This window comes from Flaviramulus sp. (assembly GCF_982512915.1).
This window is the reverse complement of the sequence record NZ_CEWOCJ010000010.1, coordinates 76,228-93,084: the sequence shown is the minus strand read 5'-3', so window position 1 is coordinate 93,084 and position 16,857 is coordinate 76,228. Positions and strand designations below refer to the sequence as shown.

General features: G+C 29.6%; 10 protein-coding genes and 1 pseudogene. 2 read left to right on the top strand and 9 right to left on the bottom strand.

The annotated features are described in order from the left end of the window. Window positions 1-88: 88 nt before the first annotated feature. The 7 genes and pseudogenes from AC1XJX_RS08765 to AC1XJX_RS08735 all read right to left on the bottom strand — a co-directional run bounded on the left by AC1XJX_RS08765 (window position 89) and on the right by AC1XJX_RS08735 (window position 9,126). Entirely contained in the window at window positions 89-325 is a 237-nt protein-coding gene (locus tag AC1XJX_RS08765; RefSeq protein ID WP_482003596.1) for a DUF3820 family protein, read from the bottom strand. A gap of 149 nt (window positions 326-474) precedes the next feature. Then, window positions 475-2,409 carry a PBP1 and LysM peptidoglycan-binding domain-containing protein gene (locus AC1XJX_RS08760; RefSeq protein WP_482003595.1) on the bottom strand — a complete coding sequence of 645 codons (1,935 nt, stop codon included), beginning with the start codon at window positions 2,407-2,409 and terminating at the stop codon, window positions 475-477. Between the two features lie 178 nt (window positions 2,410-2,587). Beyond that, the gene (guaA, locus tag AC1XJX_RS08755; RefSeq protein WP_482003594.1) at window positions 2,588-4,123 is read right to left on the bottom strand and encodes a glutamine-hydrolyzing GMP synthase; all 1,536 of its coding nucleotides are present in this window, start codon (window positions 4,121-4,123) and stop codon (window positions 2,588-2,590) included. A 60-nt stretch (window positions 4,124-4,183) separates the two neighbouring features. Further along, a pseudogene (locus AC1XJX_RS08750) lies at window positions 4,184-5,557 on the bottom strand (pyridoxal phosphate-dependent decarboxylase family protein). 5 nt (window positions 5,558-5,562) lie between these two features. Next, window positions 5,563-7,164 (bottom strand): bacillithiol biosynthesis cysteine-adding enzyme BshC, encoded by a 1,602-nt coding sequence (gene bshC, locus AC1XJX_RS08745; RefSeq protein WP_482003593.1) that lies wholly within the window; start codon window positions 7,162-7,164, stop codon window positions 5,563-5,565. Window positions 7,165-7,237: 73 nt separating this feature from the next. Then, window positions 7,238-7,945 (bottom strand): hypothetical protein, encoded by a 708-nt coding sequence (locus AC1XJX_RS08740; protein WP_482003592.1) that lies wholly within the window; start codon window positions 7,943-7,945, stop codon window positions 7,238-7,240. Further along, on the bottom strand, window positions 7,942-9,126 hold the full coding sequence (locus tag AC1XJX_RS08735; protein ID WP_482003591.1) for a T9SS type A sorting domain-containing protein: 1,185 nt from the start codon (window positions 9,124-9,126) through the stop codon (window positions 7,942-7,944). Before AC1XJX_RS08735 ends, AC1XJX_RS08740 begins: the two co-directional genes overlap by 4 nt. A 158-nt stretch (window positions 9,127-9,284) precedes the next feature. On the opposite strand from AC1XJX_RS08735, the gene AC1XJX_RS08730 reads away from it, so the two are divergent. Both AC1XJX_RS08730 and AC1XJX_RS08725 read left to right on the top strand, forming a co-directional pair. Then, on the top strand, window positions 9,285-10,541 hold the full coding sequence (locus AC1XJX_RS08730; protein WP_482003590.1) for a carboxypeptidase-like regulatory domain-containing protein: 1,257 nt from the start codon (window positions 9,285-9,287) through the stop codon (window positions 10,539-10,541). 164 nt (window positions 10,542-10,705) lie between these two features. Continuing rightward, window positions 10,706-12,007 (top strand): SPOR domain-containing protein, encoded by a 1,302-nt coding sequence (locus tag AC1XJX_RS08725; RefSeq protein WP_482003589.1) that lies wholly within the window; start codon window positions 10,706-10,708, stop codon window positions 12,005-12,007. An 8-nt stretch (window positions 12,008-12,015) separates the two neighbouring features. Here the strand turns inward: AC1XJX_RS08725 and AC1XJX_RS08720 are convergent, their stop codons facing one another. Together AC1XJX_RS08720 and AC1XJX_RS08715 are read right to left on the bottom strand one after the other, a co-directional pair. Continuing rightward, window positions 12,016-14,670: a DNA gyrase/topoisomerase IV subunit A gene (locus AC1XJX_RS08720; RefSeq protein ID WP_482003588.1), complete on the bottom strand. Its 2,655-nt coding sequence runs from the start codon at window positions 14,668-14,670 to the stop codon at window positions 12,016-12,018. A 159-nt stretch (window positions 14,671-14,829) separates the two neighbouring features. Then, complete coding sequence (locus tag AC1XJX_RS08715; protein ID WP_482003587.1) at window positions 14,830-16,686, bottom strand: DNA topoisomerase IV subunit B; 1,857 nt, start codon at window positions 16,684-16,686, stop codon at window positions 14,830-14,832. Window positions 16,687-16,857 lie beyond the last annotated feature (171 nt).

Genomic DNA, 16,857 nt, shown 5'->3' with positions numbered 1-16,857 from the left:
ATTAATGCGTAAAGGTACATCTAATTTTATCATTTTGATTTAAATCTTAAACTTTGTGAGAAAATTTATCGAAATAAATTCTAAAAAATTAAAAACTATTATTGGGATATTGCTTTCTAATATTTCTAATTAAATCCTCCAGCCCATTTAATTTTAGTTCATAAATCTGTTTAAGCATATCACCTAATTTTCCTTTAGGAAAACCTTTATTATGATACCAAACCACATAATACTCAGGTAAATCAATTAAATATCTATCTTTATATTTCCCAAAAGGCATTTTAGTATGTGCTAAATCTATTAGAAATCTTTTATCTGGAAGCATGAGTTTTAGTATACCAATTTATATTGAGATAATTTTTCAATTCGATTTCAACTAAAGTCTTACATTTCGTTTAGTTTTATAAAATACTTAAAAATATGAAATAATAATCACAAATAAACTAATGAAACATTACGCTACTGATTCAAAGCTTACTGTTTTACTTCAACAATTGTTAAATTATCGTACTTAACTAAATAAACAGCGTTATTATAATAACCTCCAAAAAGTTTTTTTTGATACTCAAATTTGTTTTCAACATACTCTGTTAAAGGTGCATTTTTTACTGAAGTGTATAAATTCTCGGACGATACTATACGTAATAACACATCCATAGTTAAATCAAAACCTTTTACAGCTCTTTTATTTGGAGTAATATTATAAGTTTGTTTATATTTTTCTACAAATGAATTACTTTCATTTTCGCTATAATCTTTTGTTGTTGAAGCAAAATGGAAATTAAGTTTTGATAAATGCGTGTTATTTATTTGGTCGCCTTCAAAAGCAGCATTTATATTGGTTGTCACCAATGTGATTTCTATAGATTCTTTCTCCAATTGGATATTTTCTTTTTGTAATAAAGAAGCTAAAACACTTGTTACGTTAGAAGCAAAACCTTCATTCTTTGTTTCTAAAAAAACAATATTTTTTCCTGGTTTTAAAACCTCTTGAATATCTTCTTTGGTTAGAAAAAATTCATCTTTCCCTTCTTTATTTTTTCTTGAATGAATTTGCTTAGCATAATTAAACTGGAGTTTAAGTTCATTACTTACATCTATAGTCTTACTGTCAGCAATAATTACAATATTACTTTTCAGACTATCTTTTTTAACAAATTCTATAATCTTATCTTTCAATAAATCATCAGATGGTCTTGATTGAAAAACATTGTCATATAATTTTAAATTAGTGCCAATCGGAGAAATCACAGGCACATTAAAAGCTCGTAAATCTGATGAAACCTTATCAAAAGCATCTGAAGTTAATGGTCCAATGACAGCATCTAATTTTTCAAAATTATTGTCATCTATTATTTTTGACACCTCGCTCACTTGATATTTTGTATCGTAAACATCAACTTTTAAAGATATCCCCAGATTTTTTAGTGAATCAACTGCAATTAAAATGCCAGAATAAAAATCCAAAGATGCATTTAAATAGGGGTCTTTTTTTATACTATTTTTTGTATCAGTTATCGAATCAAAATCAACTCTATTCAACCTAAAAGGCAACATAACCGCTATATGTTTTTTACTAAAATTAGCGATACTATCAATTAAATTAATTTTATCCGTTTCTGGCACAAAAACATCGTTTGCAAAATTAACATAAGGGATTTTCAAAATCATATCGTCTTTTAATCCGTCTACTTTTAATTCAGGATTCAAAGCTTCTAACTCAGATTGCTCTAGTCCTAGTTTAAGTTTTAAACGATAAAATCCTTCTTTTGGTAATACTTTATAATAGCTATACTTTTCATCAACCTCTCTTTCTAATCCTGCTTCTAAATTAGGTACTTTAATAATTTGTCCTTCTTTTAAAACAGATTCTATTTCTGGGTTTAGAGCATCTAACTCAGTTACAGTAATACCAAATTTGTAGGCAACTCGCCATTTTCCTTCTTTTGGCAAAACTGTATAGTCTTTTGTTAATTTATTTTCTTCAACAACTTCAGTAATTTTAAATTTTGGTATTTTAAGATTATCTCCTTTTTTTAAAATATTTGCGTATAAGAATGTGTTGTGTTTTTTTATATCATCCTCAGAAACACCATATGCTTTAGCAATGCTATATAAGGTCTCTTTTCGTTTTGTTTCGTGCTCTGCAAAACCTACTAACTCTTTATTTATGGTAACTGTTGGTTTTTTAGATTTTGAAATAGGAATTATTAAAATAGTATTTGGTTTTAACTCATTTTTCGCATCTGGATTTAAAGAATAAATATCTGCTAGTGTTACATAATAACGTTTAGAAATTTCTTCAATTGTTTCACCTTTTTTAACTTGATGTGTACTGAAATTTTGTGCTTGTACTGAAAAAAAACCAATAGCTAATACAAAAATTAATGCTAATAAAAATCTATTCATGCGTTACTTTTTTTTGAACTAAACCAATATTAATTAGTTTATATACGACATATAATTACTATGCAGATGATACATTGTTAAATTTATAACAATAAAATCGCCATATTCTATTTAATGCATATAATATGCCAAAAATATCAATCAAATATTAGACACCTACTTTTCTAAAAAGACACAACTATTCCCATTCAATAGTTGCAGGTGGTTTAGAACTAATATCATAAACTACTCTATTAACGCCTTTTACTCTATTTATTATATCGTTTGATGTTTTTTGAAGAAACTCATAAGGTAAATTTACCCAATCTGCTGTCATACCATCAGTACTTTCAACAGCTCTTAAAGCAACACATTTTTCATAAGTACGCTCATCTCCCATAACACCAACACTGTTTACTGGAAGTAGCATCGCACCTGCTTGCCATACTTTATCATAAAGACCCCATTCCTTTAAACCGTTTATAAAAATAGCATCAACTTCTTGAAGAATACGTACTTTTTCAGCAGTGATATCGCCTAAAATACGAATACCCAAACCAGGACCTGGAAAAGGATGACGTCCTAATAATTCAGGATCAATACCTAAAGTAGCACCAACACGTCTCACTTCATCTTTAAAAATAGCACGAAGCGGTTCTACAATTTTAAGTTTCATAAAATCTGGTAATCCACCTACATTATGATGACTTTTAATAGTTGCTGATGGTCCGCCAGTAGCAGAAACACTCTCAATAACATCTGGATATATGGTGCCTTGAGCTAACCATTTAACATCAGTTAATTGATGTGCTTCATCATCAAAAACCTCAATAAATGCATTACCTATGGCTTTTCGTTTTTTCTCAGGATCTTCAATACCTGCCAAAGCATCCAAAAAACGTCTTGATGCATCAACCCCTTTTACATTAAGCCCCATACCTTCATATTGACTTAATACATTCTGAAATTCATTTTTACGAAGTAAACCATTGTTTACAAAAATGCAATATAAATTTTTACCGATTGCTTTGTTTAAAAGTACCGCTGCAACAGTAGAATCAACACCACCAGATAAACCTAGTACGACCTTATCATCACCTACTTTAGCTTTAATCGCATCAACAGTTTCTTCAACAAAAGAATCCGGTGTCCAATCTTGATTTAAACTAGCAATATCAACTAAAAAGTTTTTTAGAAGTTGTTTCCCATCGGTTGAGTGATATACTTCTGGATGGAATTGAATAGCATAAGTTTGTTCGCCTTCAATCTTAAAAGCAGCATTTTCAACATCATGAGTACTAGCTAATAAAACACCGTTTTTTGGTAAATGTTTAATTGTATCACTATGACTCATCCAAACCTGACTTCCTTTATTCATATTAAAAAAGAACGTTTCGTTAGATTTTATAAATGATAAATTAGCACGCCCATATTCTCGTGTACTAGATGGAGCAACCTCTCCACCAGAGAAATGCGCTAAATATTGTGCGCCATAACAAACTGCTAACATGGGTTTTTTATATCTGATTTGAGATAAATCAGGATGCAATGCATCTTCACCTCTAACTGAATTTGGACTTCCTGAAAGGATTACAGCTTTGTAGTCTTCAATATTATTGGGAATTTTATTAAATGGATGTATTTCGGAGTATATATTGAGTTCTCTTACTCTGCGCGCAATAAGTTGTGTGTATTGCGATCCGAAGTCTAAAATTAATACCTTGTCGTGTTGCATGCGCAAAAATAGGAATTGATTTTATAATGAGGAATTAGGAGTCCTGTTTTTTTTAAATTTTTAATTCATAGAATTTAAAATCAATCTTATATCATCTTCTGTAGTGTCTGGATTTATAAAACAAAAACGAGATACAGTTTCGAAATTATCACCAGTTTTCCACTTTGTAGGTGTTACTAAAGCAACACCTTTGGTATGATTCTCATAAGTCCAATGGGTATAATCTTTGGGTTTCCATCCTATCCTCCTGTATAAAACACAAGATAAACTTGGTTCTCTTACTAATTCGACATGAGGCATTTCATTTATCATTTCACCTGCAAGCTTGGCCAACTCTATACCACGTTCTACTGCTATTTTGTAGCGATTTGTTCCATGTGTAGCCAATGAAAACCATAAAGGTAAGCCTCTAACTCGACGTGTTAATTGAATTTGATAATCTGAAGGATTAAAACCATGAGCGCCTTCATCTTTAAAAATATCTAAATAAGATCCTTCTTGAGAATGTGCGTTTTTAGCTAGTTCTGGGTTCTTATAAATAATAGCACCACAATCATATGGAGAAAACATCCATTTATGTGGATCTATAGTGATACTATCAGCTTTTTCAATGCCATTAAATAAATGGCGAACAGAATCGGCTACTAAAGCTCCACCTCCATAAGCAGCATCAACATGAAATCACAAATGCTCTTTTTTACAAATTTCAGATATACCTTTTAAATCATCAACTATTCCAGCATTAGTTGTACCTGCAGTTGCTACAACAGCAAAAACCCTTTTTCTTTGGGTTTCTGGTAATAAATCAATAGATTCTTTTAAGATTGTTGCTTCTAGTCTATCTTCTATATCAACTAATAAAACATCTATATCGGCTACTTTTGCCATCGCTTTTATAGATGAATGTGACCCAACAGAAGTTATTATTATACCTTTTTCAAATTTATTTTGGTTGTTTAAACTTCTCCAATATTCTCTAGCAGTAACAATAGCTGAAAGATTTGCAGCTGTTCCACCACTTGTAAAAACCCCAAATGCCCCATCTGGTAATCCTGTTAAAGAAACTATCCAACGCATAGCTTCATTTTCGCAAAAAATACCTCCAGCACCTTCCATCCAATAAGCGCCATGAATACTTGATGCTGATGTTACCAAATCAAACATAATAGCTGCTCTTGTTGGTGATGCTGGAACAAATGCTAAATGTCTGGGATGGTCTATAGACACATTAGCTTTCATCAAGTGATCTTTCCATAAATTGAAAGCTACTTCTCCTCCAATTCCTTCTGTAGTAATAGTTTCGCCTACTAAAGCTTTTAAGTCTTCTTCTTTAAGAGGCTTACCAATTTTAGGATTAGTTTCAGAAATTCTATTGATGGCATATTTCATCACATCCATAGTCATCTCAACTAAATCAATATCTATTTTGTGCATAAATTTTATAAAGTTAATATTGAAAATTCTCCTTCTAAAGGATTTAAATTTTCAATAAGCTTAGGAATCAATTGTTCTCCATATTCTAAATAAAATTCAGAAAAATTGGTATTTCTTTCTTGTAAGCTATTGTTAGGGAATAATTCATTTTGAATATCTGTCATCATTAAAACCTCGTCTGCTAGTTTACTTTTTTGTGCTTTTAGTAAACGTTTTTCAAGATTTTCAAGTCCCTTAATCTGTTTAATTTCTTGTGCTTTAACAGCGCCAAGAAAGGATTTATCAGTTTGTTCTGCAAGTTTATACAAGTATTCAAACTGGTTTTTTAAAGTTTCTTTTTGTTCATAAAAATCAATATCAATATTAGATATCTCTCTAACTTTTTTATTAATAAGAGCATCTCTTTTTAAAAAAATATCTTCAGTTGATATCTTTAAATTTTGAAGTTTTTTATGCTGACTTTCTGTTTTAATTAATACGGAACTACGCAATAATAAAACTGGAAAAGGTATTGCTACTTTATCAAAAAAATCTTTTAATTGAAACCAATAAGCCAATTCTCCGCCACCACCTATATAACATAGATTGGGCAAAATAACTTCTTGATACAATGGCCGCATAATAACGTTTGGTGAAAACCGTTTTGGAAAGTTTGAAACTTCACTTAAGATTTCCTCCTTTTTCCAAGTAATATTTGTGTTTACAACTTTATAAACATCATCTTCATAAACAATACGTTCCCTTAAATTTTGATTTAAATAGAATAAATTAATTTCTCTTGGATTAACTTGAATTTTATAAGTAGTTGATAAATTATTTAGATGATTATTAGTTTTTGAAACGGTCCCAAAAGAGGTTTGATTTATTAATTCATTTTCTATAAACGGAATAAATAGTTTTTTTAGTTCAGTGTTATTAGCATCAATTATTACCAATCCAAAATCCTTAAATAATTCGTTAGCTAAATAACGAGTTGCATCGGCTAATTTATGATGTTGTAAATAAGCATTTTTAAAAAGATTTTTTAAATAATCAGCATGTTTAGTAACTCCTAAATCTTGAGAAAACAAATTAAAAACAGCCTCTAAACCTTCTGTAGACAATTCTCCAACTGCACCATTGGAAACTTTATTCCAATGCACTTTTTTTCCTTTAAAATTGAAATAATTAATTTCATCAAAATCATGATCTTCTGTCGCCATCCAATAAACAGGTACGAAATTGTATTCTGGATAAACAGTCTTTAATTCTTTTGAGAGATTTATTGTTGAAACTATTTTATAAAGAAAGTATAACGGACCAGTAAATAAATTTAGCTGATGCCCTGTGGTAATTGTAAATGTATTACTAGAAGATAGACTTTCAATATTTTGAAGAGTTAATTCTGACGTTGCAATAGTGTTGTATTGATTTTTTAGAACCTTAGTTAAAATTATTCTTGATTGCGCGCTATGTGAAACACTTTTTTCTTCAATTTGTAATTTAAAATTTTCAATACTTGGAAAACGGTTATAAAATGGTTTTAATTCCGATTTTTGAGATAAATAATCATCAATTAAAGATGAGAAATAACCAGTTTTATTGAAAGGTATATAGTTTTGCTGCATGTTCTAATTAAAAATCATGTAAATATACAGCTATTCTATTTTTTGAAATCTAAAAATTAAGTTAAGAGTTTTTTTATTGCACTTTAAATTGAAAAGTACCGGATTCTGAAGTATTTCCTAAGACATCTTTTGTGATTATTCTCCAATAATAAATATTTCCTGAAGCTACTGAAACAGAAGCTTGGTTATTGATAATACCCGAAGCAAAAATATTTGGTATTGGTTGTGTACCAAAATAAACATCATAACCAACAATATCATTATCAACATCACTACCTGTCCATTGTAAAGTCACTGAATTTCTTGTTGATAAAGTTTCAGCCATATTTGGAGCTACAATTACAGCTGGAAAAGGCGCATAACTTTGAACACCAGGACCCGCATTATAAAATTGCCAAGTCGGACTTCTATCGCTTTTTGAGCCTTTAACTGACTCTACATACCATTTAAACGGTGTAGCTCTATCTATTCTAACTGGAATAATATCATTTGCTGTTTCTTGTTGAATAATATTTCCAGTAAATAAATTTTCAATTGTAATTTTATAAGTATTTGAGCCATTTGATTCCCACTCAAAGTAAACATTACTTTCAGTTGGAGTAACATCTGTACCCAAATTACATAGAGCATTTTCTTGGGGAAAAAATAAATTAACACCACCTTCTGTTCCTTCAATTTCTATATTATCAGGGTTTTCTGCACCAGGAATTACATCTACAGGAGAATTACTGCATCCAAAAACTAAAAAAGCCAAACAAAGACTATTTAAAAACTGTTTCATTTTTTTATGATTTTAAATGTTGAAAAAGAATTAGCTGTTTGAACTGATACGGTATAAATTCCTTCAGTTAATGAACTTGTCTCAATTTCCACTTCATAATTTTTTTGATTTATTAAAGTATTTGAAAAAACAAGTTGACCCAAATAAGAATACATATTTATTGTAATGCTTTCTGAACTTGTATCACCTAAATACAAGTTTACTTTCTCTTGAAATGGGTTTGGATAAACAAACATTTTATCAGACATCAAAATGGCTTTTTCATAAGTACCTTGACATTCTATATCGGTAGTAACTTTTAAACTATTTTTCCCTTCTTGTAAGGTTAAAGTGATTTCACTTTTTGATGTGTTAAACTTAAGTCCGTTGAATTCAATATTATAATTCGAGCCGCCAGTCATGTTTAAAGAAACAACTTTACCGCTTTGATTTTTATTGGTTAAAACACCCAATGGTTCTGGTTGGTTAATTACTACATCGTAACAATTGATATAATCTGGCCATTCTTCAATAGTAATGCACATTTTGTAGGTACCTGCTAACAAATTCAAAATATCAATTTCATTAGTAAAACGGTATTCCTTACTAAAACCTTCTTTAGTTATAGTTGCAGTATAGTTATAATACTCCAGCGTTTTAATATTTATTTTCCCATCGTTATTATTTAAACATGTTTCACTGGTAATTAATACCGTAAAGTTATTATTAGGAAGATTCAAAATAGTACACCCAAACAAATCTACTTTATCACCAAAAGGTGTTCCTGGGCATTGATCATCTGCATTTGCAACGCCATCATTATCCGCATCTTCACAGATCGTTTGATAATTTGCAGCAACATCTTTAAACCAACCGTCATAAACCCCACCATTATTTGTAATTACGGTAAATGGATCATCCACCAAAATACAACTCAACATCGGATTATTGGAAGCATTGAATATTTTAAGATTTTGATTATTGCCATTTTGAATGTTCAATTGATCGCTTACAAAAAGATTGGATTGACAATATAATTCCAGTAAATTAGGATTTAATGTAGCATCAAAATCAGTCAATTGATTTGATGAGCAATCTAGTATTTCTAAATTATTTAATGAAGCAATATCTATAGCTGTTATAACATTATTGGATATATTCAATTCTTTTAAATTAATATTAAGATCTAAATTTAATTGCATTAAGTTATTTGTTGAATTTTTAAATTTAAGAATTCAAAAAAAGAATTAATATTAATTTTCATTAAAACCTAAATGTTATAAAGAAGTTAAAAAACTTTTATAATTAAAATATGCTTGATTATTTGACTAGTTTTTAGTATTTTAACTAGAAAAAAGTTATGAAAAAAATAACACAAACATTATTAATTTTTTCCTATATACTATTACTATCATTTAAGGTAGAATCTCAAACTGAAGGTTTATTTAAAGAACTTGAAGGTAAGGTTATAGATTCTAACACTAACAACCCTTTAATATTTGCTGATATTGTTATTAAGGGCTCTAATATTAGTACCGTAACAAATACTGAAGGTGAATTTCTATTAAAAATTCCGGAATTTTTTTTTGAAAGTATCATCATGATATCGCATTTAGGTTATCATAAAAAAGAGATAAAAATCTCAGAATTTAAAAATAATGAAATCTTAAAATTGGAACCTGCAATAACTGAATTAGATGTAATTAGTATTACTACCATAAATAAAGATGCAGAAGCGCTTATAGTTGAAATGCTTAGAAAAAAAGCTGAAATTTACAACAAGAATAACACTTTAATGACTGCTTTTTATAGAGAATCTATAAAAAAAAGAAAAAAAAATGCATCTCTCTCTGAGGCTATAGTTAAAATTCATAAACAATCTTATAATAGTCTTAAAAAAGATAATATTGAACTAATAAAAGCAAGAAAAAATACAGATTATTCTAAATTAGATACCCTAGCATTAAAACTACAGGGTGGTCCATTTAGTAATTTATACACAGACATAATTAAGTACCCAGAATATATTTTTAATAATGAAGACATATCTGCATATAAATTTAGTTTTGATAAATCTACACGAATTAATGACAAGTTAATTTATGTTATAAATTTTGAACAAAAAGAAAATGTTATAACACCATTATATTTTGGTAAACTATACATAGATTCAGAAACTTTAGCTTTAACAAATGCTACTTACAGCTTGAATGTATCAAATAAAGAATTAACTAGTAAGATGTTTGTTAAAAAAAAACCAAGAAAGGTTGATGTTTATCCAACCGAAGCTACATATCGAGTTAATTACAGAATTAAAAATGGACAATGGCATTATGCATATAGCAATATTGCACTAAGTTTAAAGGTTAACTGGAAAGGGAAACTATTTAACAACACTTACACGCTGAATAGTGAAATGGCTATCACAGATTGGGAAATTAATGACAGCAGGATAATTCATGTTAAAAATGAATTATTACGACCTAACACTATATTGACTGATAAAGCATCTGGTTTTTCAGACCCAACTTTCTGGGGAGCTTATAACATTATCGAACCAGAAAAATCAATTGAAACTGCTATTAAAAAAATTCAAAAACAACTTAATAAAACCTAATTTAATTTCTATTTGAATTAGGTTTTTGTGTTTTAATTATAATTAATATTGTTTTTTCTTGGATTTGTTAGCTATTTTAAATTAACTTGAAATTTCAGAATAGTTTTTTTATCAAAAAAATTATATAAATTATAATTGAGATACTCATAAAAAAATCATATTCAATGAAAAAAACTATTTTAGTTGTAATATTTTTATTTTACACATTAACAATATTAAGTCAGCGATTAGTTTACTATGGCCAAAACCAAATCAATCGATTTTTGGAAGACCCCTCATACCTTTCATTAAATGGAGAATATAATATGACTGGTATCATTCAAGCTTCAGATACTGATATTTCTAACACCTCACAATATATATTAGCTCAATTATCACCTTTTGATAATGTTGCATTTGGTGTAGATTATTCCAGACATAGTTATCAAGTATTTCGCTATTCTCAAATGTTTTTTAGCAGCCGAGTTAAATTTAATTTTGGAAACGAATTTCATTATTTAAACGTAGGTACTTCCATAGGTATTGATAGATTAAATGAAGATAGATCATCCAGAGAAAATGACATAAATAGTGTTTTTAAATTAGGATTCCATTACACTAATTTTAATCTAACAATTGGAGGTTTTATAAATAATTATCCTTTACAAAACAACCTTTTAAATGCTTCTTTAGCGCCTTTAACAACATCTCAAGGCTATACGGCATACCTTTCATACAAACTCAGAATTTCTGATAATTTCAGATTAACCCCCATTGCTAGATATAACGCCTATTCAGATTTAACTTTTTTTGAGGGAGTTACGAGCTTAAATTATAAAGGAAATTATGAATTAGCGCTTTCATATAAAAATGATTATTCAATAAACGCTGCTTTAAGTGGCAGGTTTTTAAAGTTTATAAGAGTAAGTTATTCATTTGAAAATGCTATTGGAATTCAGAATTTTAATAATATCCATTCCGTTGGAGTTTCTGTCGATTTATCACCAAAAGAAAATGAAATACCTGAATGGTTAGCCAATGTAAAAAGAAATAGCGAGAAAATTAATAGCATTAGAAAAATTAAACAAGAGCCTATAATTGCTATAGAAGAACCAGAGATTATTATTGAAGACATTAATACAGAAAATAATGAAATATCAAATGCAGTAGTAGATACTGTACAAGAAGAGCTGATTAAATTTCCAGTAATGACAGAAGATGCACCAACTGATATTGTTAACAATCGTTTAAAACCTGGTTATTATATTATTCTTGGAAGCTACAAACAAATCAAAAATGCTGAACAAGAAATAAAGCGATTAAGAGAAAATGGTTCTTATGCTAGATATGGCAAAAAAGATATAAACGATGCCTTTAATTATGTTTATGTAGACAGGTATGATGATAAAGACATTGCTTCAAAACGAACCAAAGCAAAACAAAAAGAAAAAGGATTTGAAAGGGTTTGGTTACTTAGAATAAAGTAATATAACCTTTAAAACAATTTAATTTGTCCTTCACCATCTATACCAGGATCTGATTCATTGTCATCAGTAGTATTTAAATCAATATCATTAGTTACTATTTTTGATAAATCTTCTTCATCAGTAACTTCTAACTCGTCTGCATGTACTTCTTCAGGTGCTTCATACGGCAATGGATCTAACAAATTAATTTGATTCACCTTCTCTTTAGTGAGTTGATTTCCTAATGCAGAAATACCTTTTATAGTTATAAATTCTTCTAAGTTAATTTCAAAATTATCTTTTCTCTCTTTACCTCTCTCTTTTGCAAAAACAATTTCTGCCATAGGTTTCCAATCGGTAGAAACAATTTCTAACTGCGAACTTGGGTGTTCAGAAATAAAAGATTCTTCCTTTCCTTCTTGCTCTATTAAAAATCGTTTTACATAATAAAGATCTTTTTCACCATGATAATAAATAGCAGAAATTGGTTTTTTAGGAATCCACTTTTCTAAAACAATCATATCATCATCAAAATGCATAGTAACTTCAGGTGTTACCGTTTTAATAATTCCTGACTGATTTATTATTAACAACTTATCTTCACCTCTAAATTCACCTACTAATTCACCTCTACCATCAACATTTAAACGCTGTACAGTATCATCAAACCAGATTTTTCTGGGTTTCAATGTAGAAACCCCCTTCTCTTTAAGTTCTATACGTTTAATAGAATATTTAGTAACTAAGTTACCTTTTGATACACGCCCTTTTATAAGAATATCTGCAAAATCAATATCCCATTTTAGTTTTTTTATACTACCAACTTGTCGTAATAAAACAGAAACAACTTCTGCTTCTCCATTTGGATTAGCTGAAAAATACAAAATCGATGAATTTTTATTACCGTTAGTTAAATCGTATTCTTTATCACGAGTTATACTTGTAACAGCAAAACGCTTAATGTATGAAGGGCCACTTTTACCATCACGGTAAATCATGTTATAAATAGTACGATTATCTTTTTTATCAAAAACTTCAACATTAATAATATCTTTCCCAATAAAGGTTTTAGCATCTACTTTTGTAATAATCATTTTTCCATCTGCTGTAAATACAATAATATCATCAATATCACTACAATCACAAACATATTCATCACGTTTAAGAGAAGTTCCAACAAAACCCTCTTCTCTATTTACGTATAACTTAGTATTTCTAATTACTACTTTGGTAGCATCTACATCATCAAAGGTTTTGATTTCAGTTTTACGCTCTCTACCAACACCATATTCTTTTTTTAATCTTGTAAAATAAGCTATTGCATAATCAATTAAATGCTCCAAATGATGTTTTACTTCTGCAATTTGATCTTCTAAAGCATCAATTTTTTGTTGTGCTTTATCAATATCAAATTTAGAAATACGCTTGATTCTAATTTCTGTTAAACGAACAATATCCTCTTCAGTAATAGCGCGTTTTAAATGTTTGATATGAGGCTGTAAACCTTTATCAATAGCACTAATTACACCTTCCCAAGTTTCTTCTTCTTCAATATCGCGGTAAATTCTGTTTTCAATAAAAATACGCTCTAAAGAAGCAAAATGCCATTGTTCTTCAAACTCACCAAGTCTTATTTCTAATTCTTGTTTTAAAAGTTGAACCGTATTATCAGTTGAACGACGTAACATTTCGGTCACCCCAACAAAAAGCGGTTTATTATCCTCAATAACACAACCTAAAGGAGATATGGAAGACTCACAACTAGTAAAAGCATAAAGGGCATCAATGGTTTTATCAGGTGATAAACCAGATGGTAAATGAATCAATATTTCTACCTCAGCAGCTGTATTATCTTCAATTTTCTTGATTTTAATTTTCCCCTTTTCGTTAACCTTCAAAATCGAATCTATAATAGATGATGTTGTGGTTCCAAAAGGAAGCTCTGTAATTACAAGTGTGTTTTTATCTAGTTGCGAGATTTTAGCACGAACTCTAACTCTTCCGCCGCGTAAGCCGTCATTATAGTTTGAAAAATCTGCTTCTCCTCCAGTAGGAAAATCTGGTAAAATAGTAAATCTCTTTCCTTGTAAATGCTTGATTGAAGCATCAATAAGTTCAATAAAATTATGTGGTAATATTTTTGTAGAAAGCCCCACTGCAATTCCTTCACCTCCTTGTGCTAAAAGTAAAGGGAACATCACAGGAAGGTTTACAGGCTCTTTACGGCGACCATCATAACTGGATTGCCACTCTGTAATTTTAGGATTGTAAACAACATCCAAAGCAAATTTTGATAAACGTGCTTCGATATAACGTGATGCTGCTGCACTATCCCCGGTAAGTATATTTCCCCAGTTACCTTGGGTATCAATTAATAAATCTTTTTGCCCGATTTGAACCATAGCATCTGCAATACTCGCATCACCATGGGGATGATATTGCATAGTATGCCCTACGATGTTAGCCACTTTATTGTATCGACCATCATCTAAATCTTTCATAGAATGCATAATACGACGTTGAACAGGTTTAAAACCATCTTCAATAGCTGGAACGGCACGCTCTAAAATCACATAGGACGCATAATCTAAAAACCAATCTTTATACATACCCGTTACACGAGTAATAGTTTCTTGTGGATTATCTTGTTCGTTTGCTAATTCGTCGTTTTCTTCTTCTATCATTAAAAACTTCTAATTTTTAGGCTTACCGTTAAGGTATGTTTTTTCTTTTTTAAGTTTATTTACTTTTTTTTTCAATGCTTTTCTATGCAAATGATCGTACGACCTTTTTTGGTCTTTATTTGTTTTATTGTACAACATTCTAGTTTAATATGATTTAGTTTAGTTATCATTTATTAAATCTAATTCTACTTTTAAATTATCAATAATAAATTCTTGACGCGTTGGTGTATTTTTACCCATGTAGAATGATAATAAATCTTCTATAGACATACCATCATCTAACATAACTGGATCTAATCGAATGTTATCTCCAATAAAATGTTTGAATTCATTGGGCGAAATCTCTCCAAGACCTTTAAATCTTGTTATTTCTGGTTTTGGTTTTAATTTTTCAATGGCATTTCGTCTTTCTTCATCAGAATAACAATAAATAGTTTCTTTTTTATTTCTTACTCTAAAAAGTGGTGTTTGTAAAATATATAAATGACCTTCTTTTATAACTTCTGGAAAAAATTGAAGAAAAAAGGTTATTAATAATAAACGAATATGCATCCCATCCACATCGGCGTCGGTTGCTATAACAACATTGTTATAACGCAAATCCTCCATGGATTCTTCAATATTTAAGGCTGCTTGCAAAAGGTTAAATTCTTCGTTTTCGTAAACAATTTTTTTACTTAATCCATAGCAATTTAAGGGCTTTCCTTTTAAACTAAAAACAGCTTGGGTATTTACATCGCGAGATTTTGTGATACTTCCTGAAGCAGAATCACCCTCTGTAATAAACAAAGTAGACTCTAAATTTCTTTCATTTTTAGTATCACCAAAATGCACTCGACAATCCCGGAGTTTTTTATTGTGTAAACTCGCTTTTTTAGCCCTATCTTTTGCTAGTTTTCTGATGCCTGATAATTCTTTACGCTCGCGTTCTGCTTGCATAATTTTTCTCTGAATTTTCTCTGCAGTTTCTGGATTTTTATGTAAATAATTATCTAGATAAGTTTTAATAAAATCGTTTATATAAGTTCTAACTGTAGGATAATCACCACCCATATCAGTTGACCCTAGCTTGGTTTTTGTCTGACTCTCAAATACAGGCTCCATAACTTTGATAGCTATAGCACTTACAACAGATTTTCTAATATCGGAAGCATCGTAATTCTTACCATAAAACTCTCGTATTGTTTTAACAAAAGACTCTCTAAATGCATTTAAATGCGTACCTCCCTGTGTTGTATTTTGTCCATTTACAAAAGAATGGTACTCTTCACTATACTGAGATTTACTATGCGTTAATGCAATTTCGATATCATCTCCTCTCAAATGAATAATGGGGTATAACCTATCAGATTCATTAATGTTTTCACTTAACAAATCCTTTAATCCATTTTCGCTGAAATATTTTTCTCCATTAAAAACTATGGTTAAACCGGGGTTTAAATAGACATAGTTTTTTAACATTTTAACTATATACTCATTTCTAAATTTATAGTTTTTAAAAATTAATTCATCGGGGATAAAAGAAACCTTAGTCCCTTTTCTTCTTGAAGTATCATCAAGTAAATCTTGATTAATTAAATTTCCTTGTTCAAATTCTGCTGAAGCACTTTTATTATCACGAGTAGATTCTACTCTAAAAAAAGATGATAAAGCATTAACCGCTTTGGTACCGACACCATTTAATCCAACTGATTTTTTAAAAGCTTTAGAATCGTACTTCCCTCCAGTATTCATTTTAGATACTACATCAACAACCTTACCTAAAGGGATCCCACGACCATAATCTCTAACCGTTACTTTAGTGCCTTGAATGGAAATCTCAATGGTTTTTCCAGCACCCATAACAAATTCATCTATTGAGTTATCTAAAACCTCTTTTAAAAGTATATAAATACCATCATCTGGTGAAGACCCATCTCCTAATTTACCAATATACATTCCTGGTCGCATACGGATATGCTCTTTCCAGTCCAATGAACGAATATTATCTTCAGTATATTTGGTTTCTTCAGACATAAAAATTGTGAGAAATTAAGATGGATGCTAATATAACATTTCGTTATAAAAAATAAAACCTTAATATGGTAAAGTAATTAACAATAAAATCCAATTTTGTTGAGAACATGGGTTTGAAATTAAACCTCATACCTTTTTCTTTAAAACTAAAGACTCTGCTTGGTTTTTCAA

What these genes read in the sequence shown, in the direction of transcription:
- AC1XJX_RS08725 (WP_482003589.1), top strand. Translation starts at nt 10,706, where the DNA reads ATGAAAAAAACTATTTTAGTTGTAATATTTTTATTTTACACATTAACA.
- AC1XJX_RS08735 (WP_482003591.1), bottom strand. Translation starts at nt 9,126, where the DNA reads ATGCAATTAAATTTAGATCTTAATATTAATTTAAAAGAATTGAATATA.
- bshC (WP_482003593.1), bottom strand. Translation starts at nt 7,164, where the DNA reads ATGCAGCAAAACTATATACCTTTCAATAAAACTGGTTATTTCTCATCT.
- AC1XJX_RS08730 (WP_482003590.1), top strand. Translation starts at nt 9,285, where the DNA reads ATGAAAAAAATAACACAAACATTATTAATTTTTTCCTATATACTATTA.
- AC1XJX_RS08765 (WP_482003596.1), bottom strand. Translation starts at nt 325, where the DNA reads ATGCTTCCAGATAAAAGATTTCTAATAGATTTAGCACATACTAAAATG.
- AC1XJX_RS08760 (WP_482003595.1), bottom strand. Translation starts at nt 2,409, where the DNA reads ATGAATAGATTTTTATTAGCATTAATTTTTGTATTAGCTATTGGTTTT.
- AC1XJX_RS08720 (WP_482003588.1), bottom strand. Translation starts at nt 14,670, where the DNA reads ATGATAGAAGAAGAAAACGACGAATTAGCAAACGAACAAGATAATCCA.
- AC1XJX_RS08715 (WP_482003587.1), bottom strand. Translation starts at nt 16,686, where the DNA reads ATGTCTGAAGAAACCAAATATACTGAAGATAATATTCGTTCATTGGAC.
- guaA (WP_482003594.1), bottom strand. Translation starts at nt 4,123, where the DNA reads ATGCAACACGACAAGGTATTAATTTTAGACTTCGGATCGCAATACACA.
- AC1XJX_RS08740 (WP_482003592.1), bottom strand. Translation starts at nt 7,945, where the DNA reads ATGAAACAGTTTTTAAATAGTCTTTGTTTGGCTTTTTTAGTTTTTGGA.